The sequence below is a fragment of the Veillonella sp. CHU732 genome (assembly GCF_003992085.1).
Lineage (GTDB): Bacteria > Bacillota > Negativicutes > Veillonellales > Veillonellaceae > F0422.
The window spans coordinates 64,104-82,414 of sequence record NZ_RQVC01000009.1; the positions used below are offsets into that span (position 1 = coordinate 64,104).

The 18,311-nt window shown below is 40.4% G+C and carries 19 protein-coding genes; 17 read left to right on the forward strand and 2 right to left on the reverse strand.

All coding sequences use genetic code 11. From position 1 onward, the window contains the following. Together EO121_RS05360 and EO121_RS05365 are read left to right on the forward strand one after the other, a co-directional pair. Positions 1-768: a dihydroorotate dehydrogenase electron transfer subunit gene (locus EO121_RS05360; protein WP_127166593.1), complete on the forward strand. Its 768-nt coding sequence runs from the start codon at positions 1-3 to the stop codon at positions 766-768. Next, on the forward strand, positions 768-1,694 hold the full coding sequence (locus EO121_RS05365; RefSeq protein WP_127166595.1) for a dihydroorotate dehydrogenase: 927 nt from the start codon (positions 768-770) through the stop codon (positions 1,692-1,694). Before EO121_RS05360 ends, EO121_RS05365 begins: the two co-directional genes overlap by 1 nt. Positions 1,695-1,772: 78 nt before the next feature. On the opposite strand, the gene EO121_RS05370 is transcribed toward EO121_RS05365, so the two are convergent. Both EO121_RS05370 and EO121_RS05375 read right to left on the reverse strand, forming a co-directional pair. Next, positions 1,773-2,342, reverse strand: a complete 570-nt coding sequence (locus tag EO121_RS05370) for an SHOCT domain-containing protein (protein ID WP_127166597.1) — start codon at positions 2,340-2,342, stop codon at positions 1,773-1,775. Positions 2,343-2,347: 5 nt separating this feature from the next. Further along, positions 2,348-2,860: a DUF805 domain-containing protein gene (locus EO121_RS05375; protein WP_127166599.1), complete on the reverse strand. Its 513-nt coding sequence runs from the start codon at positions 2,858-2,860 to the stop codon at positions 2,348-2,350. 247 nt (positions 2,861-3,107) lie between these two features. Between EO121_RS05375 and EO121_RS05380 the strand changes: the two genes are divergently transcribed. The 15 genes from EO121_RS05380 to EO121_RS05450 all read left to right on the forward strand — a co-directional run bounded on the left by EO121_RS05380 (position 3,108) and on the right by EO121_RS05450 (position 18,256). Further along, positions 3,108-3,608 carry a hypothetical protein gene (locus EO121_RS05380; RefSeq protein WP_127160529.1) on the forward strand — a complete coding sequence of 167 codons (501 nt, stop codon included), beginning with the start codon at positions 3,108-3,110 and terminating at the stop codon, positions 3,606-3,608. A gap of 29 nt (positions 3,609-3,637) precedes the next feature. Next, positions 3,638-5,782 (forward strand): outer membrane protein assembly factor, encoded by a 2,145-nt coding sequence (locus tag EO121_RS05385; RefSeq protein WP_127166601.1) that lies wholly within the window; start codon positions 3,638-3,640, stop codon positions 5,780-5,782. 39 nt (positions 5,783-5,821) lie between these two features. Further along, entirely contained in the window at positions 5,822-7,054 is a 1,233-nt protein-coding gene (locus tag EO121_RS05390; RefSeq protein ID WP_127166603.1) for a hypothetical protein, read from the forward strand. Positions 7,055-7,074: 20 nt separating this feature from the next. Next, complete coding sequence (locus tag EO121_RS05395) at positions 7,075-7,554, forward strand: OmpH family outer membrane protein (protein ID WP_127068649.1); 480 nt, start codon at positions 7,075-7,077, stop codon at positions 7,552-7,554. A gap of 12 nt (positions 7,555-7,566) precedes the next feature. Further along, a complete protein-coding gene (locus EO121_RS05400) occupies positions 7,567-8,547 on the forward strand; it encodes a hypothetical protein (RefSeq protein ID WP_127166605.1) in 981 nt (326 codons plus the stop codon). 12 nt (positions 8,548-8,559) lie between these two features. After that, positions 8,560-9,009: an OmpH family outer membrane protein gene (locus tag EO121_RS05405; protein WP_127166607.1), complete on the forward strand. Its 450-nt coding sequence runs from the start codon at positions 8,560-8,562 to the stop codon at positions 9,007-9,009. A gap of 30 nt (positions 9,010-9,039) precedes the next feature. After that, positions 9,040-10,071, forward strand: coding sequence for a UDP-3-O-(3-hydroxymyristoyl)glucosamine N-acyltransferase (gene lpxD, locus EO121_RS05410; RefSeq protein WP_127068652.1), 1,032 nt, complete (start codon positions 9,040-9,042; stop codon positions 10,069-10,071). Positions 10,072-10,094: 23 nt separating this feature from the next. Further along, positions 10,095-10,985 carry a lysophospholipid acyltransferase family protein gene (locus EO121_RS05415; protein ID WP_127166643.1) on the forward strand — a complete coding sequence of 297 codons (891 nt, stop codon included), beginning with the start codon at positions 10,095-10,097 and terminating at the stop codon, positions 10,983-10,985. Between the two features lie 22 nt (positions 10,986-11,007). Further along, on the forward strand, positions 11,008-11,838 hold the full coding sequence (lpxC, locus tag EO121_RS05420; protein WP_127166608.1) for a UDP-3-O-acyl-N-acetylglucosamine deacetylase: 831 nt from the start codon (positions 11,008-11,010) through the stop codon (positions 11,836-11,838). 1 nt (position 11,839) lies between these two features. Beyond that, complete coding sequence (gene fabZ / locus EO121_RS05425; RefSeq protein WP_009353694.1) at positions 11,840-12,274, forward strand: 3-hydroxyacyl-ACP dehydratase FabZ; 435 nt, start codon at positions 11,840-11,842, stop codon at positions 12,272-12,274. A 26-nt stretch (positions 12,275-12,300) separates the two neighbouring features. Continuing rightward, positions 12,301-13,113, forward strand: a complete 813-nt coding sequence (gene lpxA / locus EO121_RS05430; protein ID WP_127068655.1) for an acyl-ACP--UDP-N-acetylglucosamine O-acyltransferase — start codon at positions 12,301-12,303, stop codon at positions 13,111-13,113. 143 nt (positions 13,114-13,256) lie between these two features. After that, entirely contained in the window at positions 13,257-14,081 is an 825-nt protein-coding gene (locus tag EO121_RS05435; protein WP_127166610.1) for an LpxI family protein, read from the forward strand. A 2-nt stretch (positions 14,082-14,083) separates the two neighbouring features. Next, positions 14,084-15,220, forward strand: a complete 1,137-nt coding sequence (gene lpxB / locus EO121_RS05440; protein ID WP_127166612.1) for a lipid-A-disaccharide synthase — start codon at positions 14,084-14,086, stop codon at positions 15,218-15,220. Next, on the forward strand, positions 15,221-16,948 hold the full coding sequence (gene msbA, locus EO121_RS05445) for a lipid A export permease/ATP-binding protein MsbA (RefSeq protein ID WP_127166614.1): 1,728 nt from the start codon (positions 15,221-15,223) through the stop codon (positions 16,946-16,948). 3 nt (positions 16,949-16,951) lie between these two features. Then, complete coding sequence (locus EO121_RS05450) at positions 16,952-18,256, forward strand: 3-deoxy-D-manno-octulosonic acid transferase (protein ID WP_127166616.1); 1,305 nt, start codon at positions 16,952-16,954, stop codon at positions 18,254-18,256. Positions 18,257-18,311: the final 55 nt, after the last annotated feature.

Here is an 18,311-nt window from a genome sequence, read left to right on the forward strand (position 1 = left end):
ATGAGTGGATATGTAGAAATGGGTCGAGTGATTCATAACACCCAAATAGGCAGTGATGTATGGAGACTATCCGTATATGCACCCAAACAAGCAAAAGAGGCACAACTAGGACAGTTTTGTAATGTTCGTGTTACAGGGGGCACAGCTCCTTTGTTGCGCCGACCTATCAGTTATGCAGGATTTGATGCGAAAGCAGGCACTATCGACTTATTGTATCGTGTGGTAGGTAAGGGCACTGAACTAATGACCAAACTAAAAGAGGGGGATACCTTAGATTGCTTGGGACCATTAGGTCAAGCGTTTACCACTGCAGACCGTATGTTACTCGTAGGTGGCGGTGTTGGAATTGCGCCCATGCTATGTATCGCTGATCGGTTACAACCAGGCCAAGAGGCGCATGTGATATTAGGGTTCCGCAATGCAAGCGAATCTTTCTGGGCAGACTTGTTCAAAGATAGCCCCGTGACCGTTCATATCACCACAGATGATGGATCGTTAGGGACTAAGGGATATCCTACGACTGTGATGGAAACACTGATGAAAGAAGAGCAGTTTGATGCGGTCTTGACATGTGGTCCTACACCGATGATGAAAGGTGTAGCTGCTGTAGCGCAACAAATGGAAGTGCCTTGCCAAGTGTCTTTAGAGGAACGCATGGGTTGTGGTACTGGCGGTTGCGTAGGCTGTGCTTGCCAAGGTAAAAGTGGTACACGGTATAAAGTATGTAAAGATGGCCCTGTATTCCCTGCTGAGGAGGTGTTTTACTAATGGCTACTGTAGATCCTAAATTAGCAGTGGAGTTCTGTGGTATCTCCATGAAAAATCCTATCGTAGCAGCATCGGGCACCTTTGGGTTCGGATTGGAATACGATGGTTACTTAGACCTCAATACAGAGGTAGGCGCGATTTCTGTAAAAGGTTTAACACCTACCGCTCGACCTGGTAATGCTGGTGTACGTATCGCTGAAACACCATCTGGGGTGTTGAACTGTATTGGATTAGAAAATCCTGGAGCAGAAGCATTTGTAGCAGATATATTGCCAAATTTAAAACAATATGATGTGCCAATTTTTGCCAATATCTCTGGTAATACACTGGAAGAGTATGAATATATGGCAAAAACATTGACTGTCGAAGGTGTAGCAGCCTTAGAGGTCAACATTAGTTGTCCTAATGTAAAATGCGGAGGTATGGCATTTGGTGTGCAGGCGGAGAGTGCGGCTGCTGTATGTAAAGCGGTAAAAGGGCATACAGATTTGCCAGTGATTATGAAATTATCGCCTAATGTAACAGATATCGTAGAGATTGCTCGTGCTGTAGAAGCGGCAGGTGCAGATGGTATCAGTATGATTAATACCCTATTAGGGATGTCTGTAGATTTACGGACTCGTAAGCCATTATTGGGGAATATCTATGGTGGTTTATCTGGTCCAGCTGTAAAACCAGTGGCATTGCGCTTAACGCATCAAGTGGCACAAGCTATTGAAATCCCAATTATGGGGGGCGGTGGCATCATGACTGGTGAAGATGCCTTAGAATTTATGCTAGTAGGAGCTGACATCGTGTCTGTGGGGACGGCAACGATGGTAGATCCACGAGCTATTGGCATCATCGCTAGTGAAATGAGCGCTTATTGTGAAAGCCAACACATCGAACATGTATCGAACTTAGTTGGTGGCATTATTATGCCGTAAAAGAGAAGAGAATATTGAATGACACATAGAAAAGGACTGTTCCAGTGAAAGAGACACTGAGAGCAGTCCTTTTGGTGTTTAGATTTTATTGAGTAATTCTTCTTTTTTCTGTTGAAACTCTTCGTCGGTAATGGCTCCCATATCAAGGAGTTCTTTTAATTGTTTGATACGAAGAATGGGGTCATCTTCTGTTGGTGTAGGAACAGATGTGCTAGCAGCATCATCTGAGGTGTCTTCAACTTCAATGGTAGCAGTTTCCACTGGAGGTCCTGCATCGATGGCGGCTTTCACAGCGGCAGTATTTACCCATAAGCCACGTTGTTGTTGATCGTAATCGTAAGCCACGGCGCCACGAGATTCAATCCAAGCTTGTAAATTTTCATTGACTAAGTTGGTGAGAACATCGAGGGTGGCGAGACAAGTATCCTTACCTTGAATGAGCAAGACACGATGGGTGCGACTCACCTCTTTATTGTCAATATGGTCGATATCTGTATCGTAAAACTTCGCACGTGTACCATAGCGACCACGATACGTAAAAAGACCTGTTTCTGTATTGTAAGTAATTTTAACTTGCAATGTATGACCGCCAGGGGCATAACTTATGATGTGGTCTGGGGTCTGAGTGAACCAATCGAAGAATCCCATAGTGACTATCCTTTCTTACTTTTACTTGGCCAACGTGTAGGAGATCCGTAGCGGTTGTTTCCGGTAGAACCAGGGAAACAGGCTAGGAATCCATGAAGGATATAGACAATAATAAGATGTAAGATGTATACATTTTTTAATGGGATGTATAGATTTGTACATAGAATATACATGCCCAACAAGATGCCGATAAAGCGACCAGGCAATCCAATGTCATTGAGACGACGGATGTGTAAGGTATAGTAGAACGGTAACAATATGATATAACCGGCATAGGCTAATGCTTTAATGGCAAAATAGGCTGGCAAAATGACCACTACATTTAACAGTTGTTGGATAAACATATTAAAGATATGCATGGTAGCAGATAAAAATAATATGCTTATGATAAATTGAAAGCGATTGATACGTCCAGATGTGCTTAGCACATGATGGCTGTGTGGTTCAATCTTGAGTATAAGAAATAGGGAGATTAGGCCTACAAGGAATGAAATCCCCACATTAATTAGTATGTCCATAAGGAACCTCCTTACATGCTATGAATAAGTATAGCATAGATTGAGATATCTGGCGAACTGTGGTGAGATGGAATGGTATTGAAAGCAATTCTTCATTGAAGTTTTAAAAAAGTAGGGTACTATATAGAAAGTTAGTAGAAAAAAATAGGCAAAATAGCGGTTCATTGGTATAATAGTAAAGATAGTAAAAAATTGGTTCACTTTTTTCTTTCTAACTACGATTATATAGTTATGAAAGGAGGAACGTATGGAACCTGTAACAACACCTATGGAAAAACGCATTCGCATGGTTCGTGCCTGGTTAGATGCAGCAGCTACATCGTATGCTAACAAAGGAAGTGTGAAAGGAAACTTTCATCTCTTCTTGGCACAAGCAGAGATGAAGCAAATGAATGAAGGGAAACCTTCTATTCTGTCCTATGCACAACGAGCTGTCTTAGCACTCGTACTAGTAGGAATCATAGGAGCAACACATTGGTGGCTATCACAACATGAAACAGGAAATACGGCGCACACTCCTGTCATTGACACACAGGTGGAAGTACAGCCAAACAAGGTTAGTACTCCAATGGTTGTAAAAGAATCACCACCTGTAGAGCAAGCAGAAACAAAAGTAGTGGAAACCGTGGAAAAACAGGAACATGTGGTGACTACGCGACCAACTGTGGAGGCAACACCAGAGCCCTCTATTAGTTCAAAAGACATGTTACATGCAGTGCAAGCTGGTGGACGTATTTTGCGAGATTAGCACCTTTTATATTCTAAGGAGGAACATATATGAAGGGAAACCTATCTTATAAGAAATTTTTAACCTTTGCTGTCCTAGCAGCAATCAGTGCAACTCCAGTATTTGCTGACAATGCTACGACAACGGAAAGTGGCAAAACAATTGCTAAATTGTCCATGGCGGACCTAGGAAAGCAAAATACTACACGCCAAGAAACGGTAGCTGCTGGTGATGCAGCCACAGAAGCAGCCATCGCTGCAGCTCGTGAAGGCTTATCGGAAGCGGCACAACGTGATGCAATTGAAGAACAACGTAAACGTGTGGATAACTCTTCTTTGGCTACGAATGATAAAGAAGTTAAAACCATCACAAAAGCTGGTGGTGATAAATTAGAAGAAGCACAAGCAGCTGGTGTGGAAACAGCGATTCCTCAAGTACAAGCTCGTTATTTCACATCGTTAACAGAAACAGAATTACAAAAATATGTAGGTAAAACAATTACAAATATCTCTATTGAAGGTCTTGATGCAGCTAATCAACCAGCATTCCTATCCTTATTGCAAGGTCAAATTGGTGATGCTGTTACAGTAGAAGGCATTTCTAAAGAGATTGCTAACTTAGGTGGTTCTGGCGTTCTTTCAGAAATTACACCAGTATTTACAGAAGTGCCAGAAGGTGTGAAAGTAGCGTACCATGTAACATTAAACCCAGTGATCAAAGGTGTGTCTGTAGAAGGTAACACTGTGTACAAAACAGATGTATTGGTGAACTATTTAGGCGTGCAACCTAACTCTGTATTGAATACAATTTCCGTAGGGGAAAAAGTACAAGGTATCAATGCTGCGTACCAACGTGATGGTTATATCTTAGCTCATGTAAAAGACATGGCTGTAGACGATAATGGTGTATTACACGTATTTGTGGTAGAAGGTATGGTAGAACGTATTACACCACATGGTAATAAGAAAACGAAAGATCGAGTGATTACTCGTGAATTTAACCAAAAAGTGGGTCAACCATTTAATAAATTCTTAGTACGTCGTTCTGTAGAAAAAGTATATAACTTAGGGTTCTTTGATGATGTAAACGTACGTTTAACACAAGGATCCACAGAAGAAACGGTAAACATTGAAGTAGATGTGTTGGAACATAAAACAGGTACGATTACATTAGGTGCTGGTTACTCTGGTTCTGATGGATTTGTGGGTATCGTAGAAGTAGGGGAAGAAAACTTACGTGGTACTGGTGACAAAATTAAAGTTCACTGGGAATTCGGCGGTACAGCAGGATATAAAAATTACTCTGTATCTTACTTGCGTCCATGGATTGATAACAAAGGTACATCCCTTGGCGTAACTTATTTCAACCAATTAAACGAATACACAGATTACAATGAAAAAGGACAATCTGTGGCTACCTATGATAGAAAATCCAATGGTCTTAATGTATCTTTAGGCCGTCAAACAGCTGAGTTTACTCGTGATTATTTGACATTAGAACATCGTAAAGATACCTATATTTGGGACAACAAGGATTCCAGTGGCTTCCGTTATGATACAGATGTAAAAGGAGGTCCTGGCTCAGGACATCGCTGGAATAACTATGGTTATCCATTCCTTTCATCGGGATACATAAAACATAACTTTGGCACAACAAACAGTGTAAGTTGGCAAAAAGTATTCGACTCCCGTGATAATGTATACGAACCAAGTCGTGGTAAACGTTTATCTAGTACATTACAATGGGGTGGTCATGGCTTAGGCGGTGACTTCAACTTCTATAAATTTACTGGCGAAGCGAGAACGTACAAAAAAGTAGGCAATAAACAAGTATTGGCGTTCCGTGGACGTATCGGTTGGGCTGTTGGGGATTTACCATATAGCCAATTATATACAATCGGTGGTTCTGATTCTCTTCGTGCTTATGAGGATGATCAATACCGTGGTAAGAAAATGTACAATTTCACAGCTGAATATCGCTTCCCAATTTGGAATAAAGTAAGTGGCGCCTTATTCACTGACTTAGGTGATGCTTGGGATGCTCCAAATGTACCTTGGTTCTCTCATTCTAAAACATTCAATGCTTCCGTCGGTGCCGGCGTGCGTGTGACAACACCAATTGGTCCAGTACGTATCGACTATGGTATTAGTAAAAATCAAAAGAAATTCCACTTCAGCTTTGGTGGACAATTCTAATTGATGATGATACAAAAATGGATAGGAGGGGCTCTTCTGATGGCAACATTAGGGATTCCCTCTGTCTATGGTGCTCCTGTTCAGACGGTGCATGTGGACCTGCACAGTACAACGGGAGCGATTCCAAGAGCTTTGGAATCGCGGATGGTCGCCAGTATTCAAGGAGCGGCTACCTATATGTATCAAGGGAAAGAGGACTTTCAAATTAGAGAGTCTCTTCAGGCCTATGAAAAAGCAACTATGGATGTGGTGGATCGAATCCTCTATGGATATACGGTAAAAGCTATAGCTATGGATGTGGGCAACAATTTGAATATTCATCTTACCTTAGAGCCGTATGGAAAGGTAGTACAATCTCTGGAAACTACGGTGAATTATGGCAATATATCTCCCTATGGACGGTCGTTGATAGATGCCGATTTAGGGAATGTAAAGCCACGATTAGAGCAAATGCTCTTAGGAGCATCATTGGATTCACTAGATTGGATTACACCACTGGTGCAAAAGTCGGTGCGAAGCGACCTAGAAGGTTCCCTTCCTGAATTTACGCCACAAATTGATGTAGTAGGAGGAGATACAGCAAAAGCGACAGTGTATTTAGTTCCTAATGGTAACAGCGTAAGTCGTACGGCGGTGACGATTCAATCGAATACATTACCGAGCGTGTTCTTCTATACTATGCGTCAATATTATGAAAAGAAACTGCGTCAATTAGAAGGTCTGCCAGTCTCTTTTGTGAGACGTCACCAAATGATGATAGAAAAAGAGATACAAGATGAACTTAATAAAAGTCGTGGTGTTACACAGTTTGGTGTGACGATGATTCCCACCCTAGAAGTAGGAACAGAGACAACCTTGCAAATTCATGTAGACTCTTCTAAGTATATTCTTCGAGGAGAAGGCTATTTGGATATGGGTCGTGGCGTAGATTCTGTAGGATTACGGTTATATACAGGGGTTCATGATGGGCCACATGATTGGTATGTAGAAACAGAGTTTTTGCCGAATCGTTTGGAATGGTCCTTTAAGCCATCTTATGGGTACCAATTCACGAAAGATACAAAGATAGGGTATCAATATGGATTGCCTAATCACCACCAGTATGGAATAGTGCAACAAACTATTGGAAACCGTTGGAATGCAAGATATGAAAGAGATATCACGGGGAAAGCCAATGAATTTGCTATTTCCTATGATGTACATGAATATTTACGATTAGAATATATATGGGGTGACCATGATCGGTGGTTGCGCCTGATAGGACGAATATAAAGAAAGAAGGTAGATACACTATGATGCGTTTATTGAACAATAAAAAGAATGTAAAAACAGTGTCCATCATTGTTGGCGTTCTTTTTGTTATTAGTGTGGGCGCTTTGGCGTACACACAGATGGCAGGACATGGTGGTTCTAATGCAATTAGTAACATTGGTGTCATCGACATGCAACGAATTGTAGAAAGCAATCCGAACTTAGTGCAAGATGCACAACAAGAATATGCAGCATATAACGAAGAATTGCAAAAAGAATTTAACGAAAAATCCGCTAATTTAGATGAAGCAGGTAAAGCTAAATTATCTGATGAACTTCGTCAAAAATTGCAAGATAAGCAACAAACAATTCAAGATAATCTTAAAAAACGTGTAGATGAAGCATCTAAAACAGTGGCAGATGGTAAAGGTCTTAGTGTTGTGTTGAGCCGCGAATCTGTGTTGTTTGGTGGTACTGATATTACAGAACAAGTAAGCAAAAAATTAGCAGAAACTAAATAAGGTAACATCCAAATGGGAAAAGGACCTATCTTCGCTTTCATAGGTATGCTAGTATGTGCTGTGGGCATTGGTGGATATTATGGACATCAGCAATCGAAGGCAATAGAGGAACCACGAATTGGGGTTGTACGATTGCAAGAAGTGGTGGAACGACATCCAAACTTTCACAATTATGATGAGCAAAAGAAGGAATTGTTGCGGTTAGAGGCACAGCGAGATAGAGAAGATGAACTTCTCAAGTCTAAGTTAGGTGCTGAAGTAAACAAATCGGAAGAACATCTGAAACAGTTAGAGTCAAATTTAACGGAAAGTTTGAATCGTGAGTTACAAACTAAAATTGCCCTACGTGAAGCTGAATTAAATCAAGAGTTAGCCGCTAAGCAACGGGCATTGATTGAAGAATATCGAAAAGCCTACAAAGTAGAACCTAGTGAAGCAGATATAAAAATTGTGAATTTACAATTATGGTTAACAACTGAAATGAAGGTAAAACCGATTGATGATACGCAACGTCAACGTTGGGATACGCAAAAACGTGAGAAAGAACAGCGTTTATCAGAACTATTGGCACAGCGTAGTCATGGTCTAAGCGGTTCCGACCAATGGAAAGACATTGAATCGAAAGTGGCGGCAGCTATGGCACCCGCTCGTGCAGAAGCACAAGAAAAGTTAAGTGCTTATGCGACAGAACAGGCTAACGCTTTAGGTGCACAGAGGGACCGCTCCATGAAAGGTTTAGTGGACTCTCAGCAAGAAGTACTAGCAAAAGTTCGTCATGATGGTACCACATTGTGGGATGCAGAGTGGGAACAAAGATTGGCGCAAAAACGAGATGAAGTACAAGCCCTACATGATGCCATTCTAGAAGATATTCGAGTTCGTGCAGGTGTTCTGGCGAGAGCAAAGCAACTAGATTTGGTGGTAGTGAACCATATTACGGATCGTACTGGTATGGATTTGACAGATGAAATCATTCAATCGTATGGACAATAAAGGAGTAAAGTGATGAAATCAATGTGGAAACGTATGGCTACAGGAGCTATGATGGTATGTGCATTAGGATTGGTTGCTGGTTGTGGCACCACAGATAAAGTAGGTGTGGTAAACACTGAAAAATTAGTGCAAGAAAGCCAAAAAGCAAAAGATATCAATAAAGAAATGGAAGCGAAACAAAAAGAAGTAACTGATCGTTTAGCTCAAGTGCAAGGTACACAAACAGAAGACGAATTCCACCAAACACAAATGAATGCACAGCAAGAATTGCAAATCTTTGGTCAAGCAAAGGGTAAAGAGTTCAAAGCTTATGTGGAATCTAATATCCAAGCGGTAGCGAAAGAAAAAGAATTGACTGTAGTAGCGAATGATCAAGCCATTGTAACGGGTGGTATTGATATTACAGAAGATGTGCTTAAAAAGATGAATGAAGGCGCTTCTTCCGCAGAAACTAGTAAATAATAAGAGAGTGAAAAGTAAGGAGGCTTCAGCGTGAAGTTTTCAGTAGAAGACCTAGCCAAACTGGTTGAGGGTACCGTATATGGTGATGGTTCTATTAGTATTGAAGAAGCCCGTAGTTTAGATCAAGGAGCAGAACATGCTATTAGCTTTGCTATCGGCGATTATAGAGAGTTCGCAAAAGATAGTAAAGCAGGGGCATTGTTGGTGGATGCAAAAATTGAAGATTGCACGATTCCTCAAATCGTAGTGTCCAATGCAAAAGCTGCCTTTGCTAAATTGTTAGAAGTATTCCATCCTCCTGTGGTATTTCCAGAGGGGATTCATGAAACGGCCATTATTGGTAAGAACGTAACAATTGGTAAGAATGTAAAAATTGGACCTTATTGTGTAGTTTACGATAATGCCATCATTGGTGATAATGTCACATTACACGCCTATGTATATATTGGACATAATGTACGTATTGGCGAAGGTACCACAATCTATGCGAGTTCTATTGTGCATGAAAACTGTATTTTAGGAAAACGAGTTGTGTTACGGGCTAATGCAGTCATTGGTGGAGAAGGCTTTGGCTTTGCCACTGAAAATGGCAAGCACACACATATCCCACAAGTAGGTAATGTGATTCTAGAAGATGATGTGGAAGTAGGCTCTTGCTCTTGTATCGACAATGCTACAATGGGCTCTACTTTGGTGCGCCGTGGTACAAAGATAGACAACTTAGTTCACCTAGGTCATAATGTGGAAATTGGTGAAGACTGCTTCTTGATTGCTCAAGTCGGTATCGCTGGTAGCACAAAATGTGGTAATCATGTTATCTTTGCTGGTCAAACTGGCTGTACGGGACATATTACGATTGGTGATAATGTTACCTTTGCCGGTAAAACGGGCATCACAGGTAATGTGCCATCCAATGGATTATATGCAGGTTTCCCAATGCGACCACACAAAGAATGGTTGAAATTGGCTGCCTATGAAAGTCGATTGCCAGATATGGTAAAACAGTTGAAAGCATTAGAAAAAGAAGTAGCTGCTTTGCAAGCTAAATTAGAAGATAAATAGGTGTACTTATGTTATATACCTGTATGAAAGTATTAAGTGCTATCCTATGTGCCTTGCCGTATCGAGTACAATATGGTATTGGATATCTCTTAGGACAATTAGGGTGGCTCTTCACACCAAGCAATCGAAAACGATTGGCCATAGGACAAATCTTGTTTTGCCGTATTACAGATGATCCTGTAGAGGCGAAACGAATAGCCAAAGCTAGTGTGACTCGATTTGGTCGTATGATCGTGGATGTGCTTCGGTATCCTGAAATTAAAGATGGCAAGTACAAAGAGATGTTCACTATGGAAGGTCGTGAATATCTAGAATCTGCCAAAGAAGATGGAAAAGGTGCTATTATTATCGCTCTCCATAGTGGAAACTGGGAATTACTAGGAGGCATTTTAGCATCGGAAGGCTATCCTTTGATTTCAGTAGCCATGCAACAACAAGGTGATGCGGACAAATTTATCAATGAATATCGTGAGCTTATGCAACAACACGTCACCTATAAAACAGGGGTTCGTGAAATGGTGAAAGAATTGCAACAAGGTTCTTTCATTGGTCTTATCATGGACCAAGATCCAGGAGATAAAGGTCAGTTAGTGCCGTTTTTCGGCTACGAAACATTGACTCCTGTAGGACCAGCAGCGATGGCTCGCATGCAAGATGTGCCGATTATTCCAATTACCATTCGTTTTAATGAATATACTGAAAAGCACGAAATTACAGTACATCCTCCTGTATATGCAGAAAAAACAGAGGATCGTAAACGTGATATTGCCGTTACATTGACGATGCTCAATGAATGGCTAGAAGATTATATTAGACGCTATCCAGAAGATTGGTTTTGGCTCCATAACCGTTGGAAATGGACACGGCGATTTTATGGTGATACTATAGAAGTACCACCAGATGTAATGAATTAAAAATAGTAGAAGGGAGGTCCTCATGAAACAACAAACAATTAGCAAAGCCATTAGTTATGAAGGGGCTGGCTTGCATAGTGGATTGCCTGTACAAATGCGTATTTTACCAAGTGAGCCGAATACAGGGATCACCTTTGTACGTACAGACTTGCCAGGCGCGCCTTCTGTAAAAGCAGATATCCGTAATGTGACGAATACGATGCGTGCTACTACATTAGAGGATGGTGAGGCTAAAGTATTTACGGTAGAACATATTTTAGCAGCTTTCTATGGTATGGCTATCGACAATTGCGTGATTGAATTAAATTCACCAGAACCTCCGATAGCAGATGGTGGGTCAGCCACATTTGTACAGCTTATCAAAGAAGCTGGTATTGTAGAACAAGAGGCAGACCGTCATGTGTACACTGTGAAACAATCCCATGGTATCTATGAAGAAGATAAATTTATTATTATTCGTCCTTATGATGGATTCCGAGTGACTTTCACAAGTATTAATAGTCATCCTATGCTAGGTACACAACATGCAGATTATGAAATTAATCCTGATGTGTTTGCCACGGAGATTGCACCAGCTAGAACGATTGGTTTCACAAAGGAAATTGAACAATTACAAGCGATGGGACTGGCAAAAGGTGGGTCCACAGAAAATGTCATTGTCTATGATGATACAACCTGCTTATCAGAACTTAATTTCCCTGACGAATTAGTGCGACATAAAATTTTAGATATATTAGGCGATTTATTTTTAGTAGGTCATTTAAAAGGCCATATTATTGCTGTAAAATCAAGTCATAATTTAAACTCACGATTAAGTCGAGAAATTTTAAAAGAAATGCAAGAGGAGGCATAACATGATTCTTACAATTGAAGAGATTATGGAAATTCTACCACACCGTTATCCATTTTTATTGGTAGATCGTATTATTGAAATGGAACCAATGAAACGTGCGGTAGGTCTTAAAAACTGTACATTCAATGAACCACATTTCATGGGTCACTTTCCAGGTAATCCTGTGATGCCAGGCGTATTGATTACAGAAGCGATTGCTCAAGTTGGTGGGATTGCACTCTTGTATCCTGAAGAAAATCGTGGTTTAACGCCAATGTTTACAGGTATTGATAAAGTGCGTTTCCGTCACCCTGTAAAACCTGGTGACCAAGTACGTATCGAAGCTGATGTAGTAAAAATCAAAGGCCGTATGGGTAAAGTGGAAGGTCGTGCGTATGTTGGTGATAAATTGGTGGCAAGTGGTGAGTACATGTTCGCCTTAGTGAAGCCAGAATAACTTTCAAAATATAAGGAGTGACACAGATGATCGTAGTTGGCATGGAAAATGCAACATCTGAAATTCATAGTACTGCAGTCATACATCCGGATGCAAAAATTGGTAAAAATGTTATTATTGGTCCTGGTGCAGTCATTGGAGAACATGTTGAAATCGGAGATGGTACTAAAATCGGTGCTAATGTAGTGATTGGTGGCTGGACAACGATTGGTAAAAATAATGAATTTTTCCCAGGTTGTGCTATCGGTTTAGAACCTCAAGATTTAAAATTTAAAGGTGAAAAAAGTTATTGCATCATTGGCGATAATACAGTAGTTCGAGAATTCGTAACTATTAGTCGTGCCACAGGGGAAGGTGAAGAAACGCGAATTGGCAACAATTGCTTGTTCCAAGCGTGTACTCATGTAGCGCATAACTGTATCGTTGGCAATAATGTAATTATGAGTAACTGTGCAGGCCTTGCAGGTCACGTAATCGTAGAAGATAGGGTTGTCATCGGTGGCATCGCCGGGGTCCATCAATTTGTAAAAATTGGACGCAATGCTATGGTAGGTGGTATGGCGAAAGTTGTACAAGATATCCCTCCTTATGTGATTGCGGATGGACAGCCAGCACATGTCATCGGACTGAACTCGGTGGGTCTTGCACGTGCGGGTGTATCTGAAGAAGTACGTCGTGAATTGAAGAAAGCATTCCGTATTATTTATCGTAGTGGTTATAGTTTATCTAAAGCCATTGAAGAAATGGAGTTAAATTTAACATCCTCTGTTGAGATTGAACATATGCTACGTTTCTTACGTAATGCAGATCGTGGTATCATGCGTGTACGCAGAGATTAATTAGAAATTAAAATACATGGTGAAGGTATATGACATATGCCTTTGCCATGTATTTTTTGTTGTGAACTTTCATGCCATTTGTCTCCTTTATGTGATATAATATAGATTAGGATTTTTATAATTAAAAGTTAGTGGGAGGCGTTATGGCGAAAGTAGGATTGATTGCAGGAATTGGAAATCTGCCAGTTGAATTTATGCGAGCAGCTCAACATGAAGGCTATGAAGTTGTGGTCATATCTGTTGTGACAAATGGTGCTCCTGAATTGCAAGCAGAGGCCGATGCATACTACCAAATCAGCGTCTTTAAATCAGATACAGTGATTAAAACGTTCCTCAAAGAAGGTGTCACTGATGTAACGATGTTAGGTAAAGTGACAAAGGAACATCTCTATAAAAAGATAACAACCATTCCAGATATGCGTACCATTAAATTATTGAATCGTTTGCGTAATCGTAAAGATGATACGATCATGTTGGCCATCGTGGATGAATTAGAAAAAGAAGGTCTATCTGTAGCAGATCAAACAAAATACATGCGTTCTCTTATGCCTCCGGTGGGTGTGATGACAACTCGAAAACCAACAGAGGTGGAGCAACTAGATATTGAGTTTGGCTTTACCTTAGCCAAACAAATGGGAGCTCTCGATATTGGTCAAACTGTAGTAGTGAAAGAACAAGCAGCGATGGCCATTGAAGCTATTGAAGGAACAGATGAGTGTATCAAACGAGGCGGGGCCTTGGGGCGTGAAGGTGCTGTGGTGGTAAAAACTGCAAAACCTAATCAAGATGTACGTTTCGATGTTCCTGCAGTAGGTATGAAGACCTTAGAATCTATGATTAGCAGTAACTGTAAGGTGTTAGCTATGGAAGCAAAACGGACGATTTTTGTTGAACAAGAAGCAGTGCTGCAAAAAGCAAATGAATTAGGGATCGTAATCTGTGCCGTAGAAGGGCCGGATGAGGAGTAAACATGAAGATTATGTTTTCTGCTGGTGAAGCATCAGGAGATACGCACGGCGCCAGTGTGGCGAAGGCTTTATTGGAGAAATATCCGGAAGCACAGCTATTTGGTATGGGCGGAGATTTGATGAAACAAGCTGGTGTGGATATTATTTATGATATTCAGCAACTAGGGTTTATCGGCATCGTTGAAATACTAAAACATTTACCTACCTTTTTTAAACTTCGCAGTTTCTTAAAAGAAGCTATGCTACGAGAAAAGCCAGATGTGTTGGTGTGTATTGACTATCCAGGTTTTAACATGAAGCTAGCTAAGGTGGCAAAAGAATTACATATCCCTGTGGTGTACTACATTGCGCCAACCATTTGGGCTTGGAATAAAGGCCGAGGTAAGGATATCGCCAAAACAGTAACAAAAGTAGCCTCTATTTTCCCGTTTGAAGCGGAGGCATATCGTGAATTTGGCGTAGATGTGGAATTTGTAGGAAATCCTTTAGTAGATATTGTACATCCTACCATGTCCTATGAATCAGCTCTTGCTCATTTCGGTGCAGATACAACAAGTCGCAATATTCTCTTGATGCCAGGCAGTCGCAAACAAGAAGTAGAAGGCTTATTACCTACCATGTTAGCAGCCGCTGAACGGTTATATGAGAATCACAAAGATTTGAAATTTTTCTTACCGAGAGCACATACTATACCCAAAGAAGATATTGATAGAATATTACAAGCTTATTCTGTGCCAGTTACTGTTACAGAAGGTCATAACTATGATTTAATGCAGATTTGTACAGCTTGTATTGCGGCATCTGGAACGGCGACCTTGGAAACAGCATTAATGAATGTACCTACAGTGTTGATTTATAAAGTGGCATCTGTCACGTATGGAATCGGTAAACTATTGGTTAAAATTGACCATATTGGATTACCTAATATTATGGCAAAACGGCGTATTATTCCTGAATTATTACAAGGGGACGTAACGTCAGAAAATGTAGAACGAGAACTAGCTAATATCTTAGATAATGAAGCGACATATACGCAGATGAAAGCTGATTTAGCACAAGTGAAAGTAGAATTAGGGGCACCGGGAGCGGTGCAACGTGTAGCTGATGTCATTGCATCAGTAGCAATGAAGGAGGCATAAATGAATCGTTATAAACAACTATTGGCGTTTGTATTGCCATATAGAATGCGACTCATCTTAGGGATTTTTTGTATGATTGCCGCTGCCATGGGATATTTGGTAGTACCATGGTTAATCCGAAATGTAGTGGATGGAGTATTGCAAGATAAAGACTTAGGCTTATTAACGTTAATTGTTGTCGCCATCTTAATCATTTTCTTGCTTCGTGGATTTGCTACATATGGGCAAAACTATACGATGGCTTATGTAGGGCAACGTGTGGTTATCGATATTCGTGAAACCTTGTTTAAGCATTTACAAAAGTTAGACCAAGCTTATTTTGACCGCCGTAAAACAGGGGTTATTATGAGTAATGTTACGAGTGATGTAGGTGCTTTGCAACAAGCTATTGTGGATAACCTTATATCCTTTATGACAGAAGGCGTTACCTTAGTAGGGTCCTTAGTATTCATGTTTTACTTGGACTGGAAACTATCCCTTTTAACATTGATTATTGTTCCTGTCGTGTTAGGATTAACCAATATATTTGGTAAAAAATTGCGCTCTGCAGGCCATGAGGTACAAGGTAGAACAGCAGATATTACGGCATTTTTACAAGAAGTTATCTCCGGTGTTCGTGTGATTCGTTCTTTTGCTCGTGAAACATATGAATTTAAGCGATTTGAACAAGAGAACCAAAATAACTTTGATGCTGCTATGAAAGCTACAAAATTAACTGCTGTCATGGGACCTATGGTGGAATTTGCAGCAGCTATTGCTGTAGTCATTATTTTATGGTATGGCGGATATTCTGTAGTACAAGGTTATATTACAGCAGGATCCTTGATTGCATTCTTAATTTATGCCATTAATCTATCAAATCCTGTGAAACGCTTAACTCAGGTGTATGGTAACTTGCAAAAAGCGATGGCAGCCGGAGATCGTGTCATTGATATTTTAGAAACAGAACCGCATGTGAAAGAATCCCCAACGGCAAAAGCATTAACGGATGTACAAGGAACTGTAGAATTCGATAATGTACAATTTGCCTATGATGAGGATAATTTGGCATTAAAAGGTGTTAATTTAACGGTAAAACAAGGGCAAACTGTAGCGATTGTTGGTCCTTCTGGAGCCGGTAAGTCAACGATAGCGAACTTGTTACCACGTTTTTATGATGTAACAGGTGGCGCCATTCGCATTGATGGTGTAGATGTGCGAGATGTCACATTTACGTCCTTACGAGAAAATATTGGTTTAGTACCGCAGGATACGATGTTATTCAATGCGACTGTACGTGAAAATATCTTGTATGGTCGTCTAGATGCAACAGACGAAGAAATCATTGCGGCAGCTAAAGCAGCGAATGCCTATGAATTTATCGAAAAATTACCAAATGGATTTGATACGGTAGTAGGAGAACGTGGTAATTCCTTGTCTGGCGGTCAACGTCAACGCATTGCCATTGCAAGAGCTATCTTGAAGAATCCTAGTATTTTGATCCTTGATGAAGCTACCTCAGCCTTAGATACTGAAAGTGAAAAAATTGTACAAGAAGCATTAGAACGATTAATGAAAAATAGAACGGCTTTAGTGATTGCTCATAGATTGAGTACTATTAAACATGCCGATCATATAGTGGTCCTACAACAAGGCTGTGTTGTAGAAGAAGGCACACATGATGAATTATTAGCGTTGAATGGCTTGTACAGTCATTTATATTCTGTTCAATTTGCCGGAAAAGGATAAACTATGTACTGGATATATAATATACTTCTCATTATCTATTGGATTGGCTTGATACCGGTGATTCTCTACCGGTTAGCCTTTGAAGAGGGATTCTATGAGCGTATAAAACAAAGTGCGGGATTCATGCCGAGCACATTGATGAAAAAAATAGAAGGCAAGCGTGCCATATGGTTACATGCGGCGTCTGTAGGAGAAATTGTAGCGACAAGCCCTTTGGTGAAAGATATTAAAAAGAGCTTTCCTGATGCAGTAGTAGTTGTATCCGTAGTTACTGCTACGGGTCATGCTATGGCACGACGTATCATACCAGAAGCAGAAGGAATTATTTTCTTTCCTTTGGACTTACCTTTCTTGACACGAAGAATCTTGAACATTATAAAACCTATCGCTATTTTACTGGTAGAAACAGAAATTTGGCCTAATTTCCTTCGTATTGCAAAAGATGAAAAAATTCCAGTCATGATGGTGAATGGTCGTATTAGTGATCGTTCTATGTCACGATACATGCATATTAAGTCATTCATGAGGGATATGTTGGGCTCCATCGATCGATTCTGTATGCAATCAAAATTAGATGCGGAATATATTTCTGTACTAGGTGCGAATGTGAAAGAAGTGACTGTCACAGGAAATACTAAGTATGATCAAACCTACGCAACGGTTACAGATGAAGAAAAAGAACAATTACAACATGAGTTTGGGTTTGGACATAATCATCCTATCATTGTGGCAGGTAGTACGCATAAAGGGGAAGAAGATAAACTATTCCAGGCTTTCAAAGAAATTTTACAATCCTATCCTAATGCGAGATTGCTCATAGCACCTCGCGAAATTATGCGTGGTAATGATGTAAAAGCATTATCTCAAAAATATGGGCTGAAAGCGATTTGCCGAAGCACGATGACAGAACCTGTACACGAAGAAATTCCAGTGGTGATTTTAGATACTATTGGTGAGTTAGGTCGTCTGTATAGTTTAGGGGATATTATCTTCGTTGGAGGCTCCTTGGTCAAAACGGGAGGACATAATATTTTGGAACCAGCTGCTCATGGCAAGCCGATTATTGTAGGACCGCACATGTTTAACTTTAAAGAAATCTATAGTTTATTGAGTTCCCGAGGAGCTTGTACGATGGTACATGATGAAGAAGAGCTCTTAGAGGTATTGCAAACGTTGTGTGCTAACCAAACTATGCGAGAAGAAATGAGTCTCCACTGTTTAGAAGTAGTTAGCGAAAATCGTGGTGCTACACAGCGCAACACAGAAGAATTACGACGTCTCTTTGAACGCTTTCACATTGTTCCATAATCGGTTCATCTAAGTTTTAATATCCTAGGCTATACTAGAGGGATACGGAGGAGGT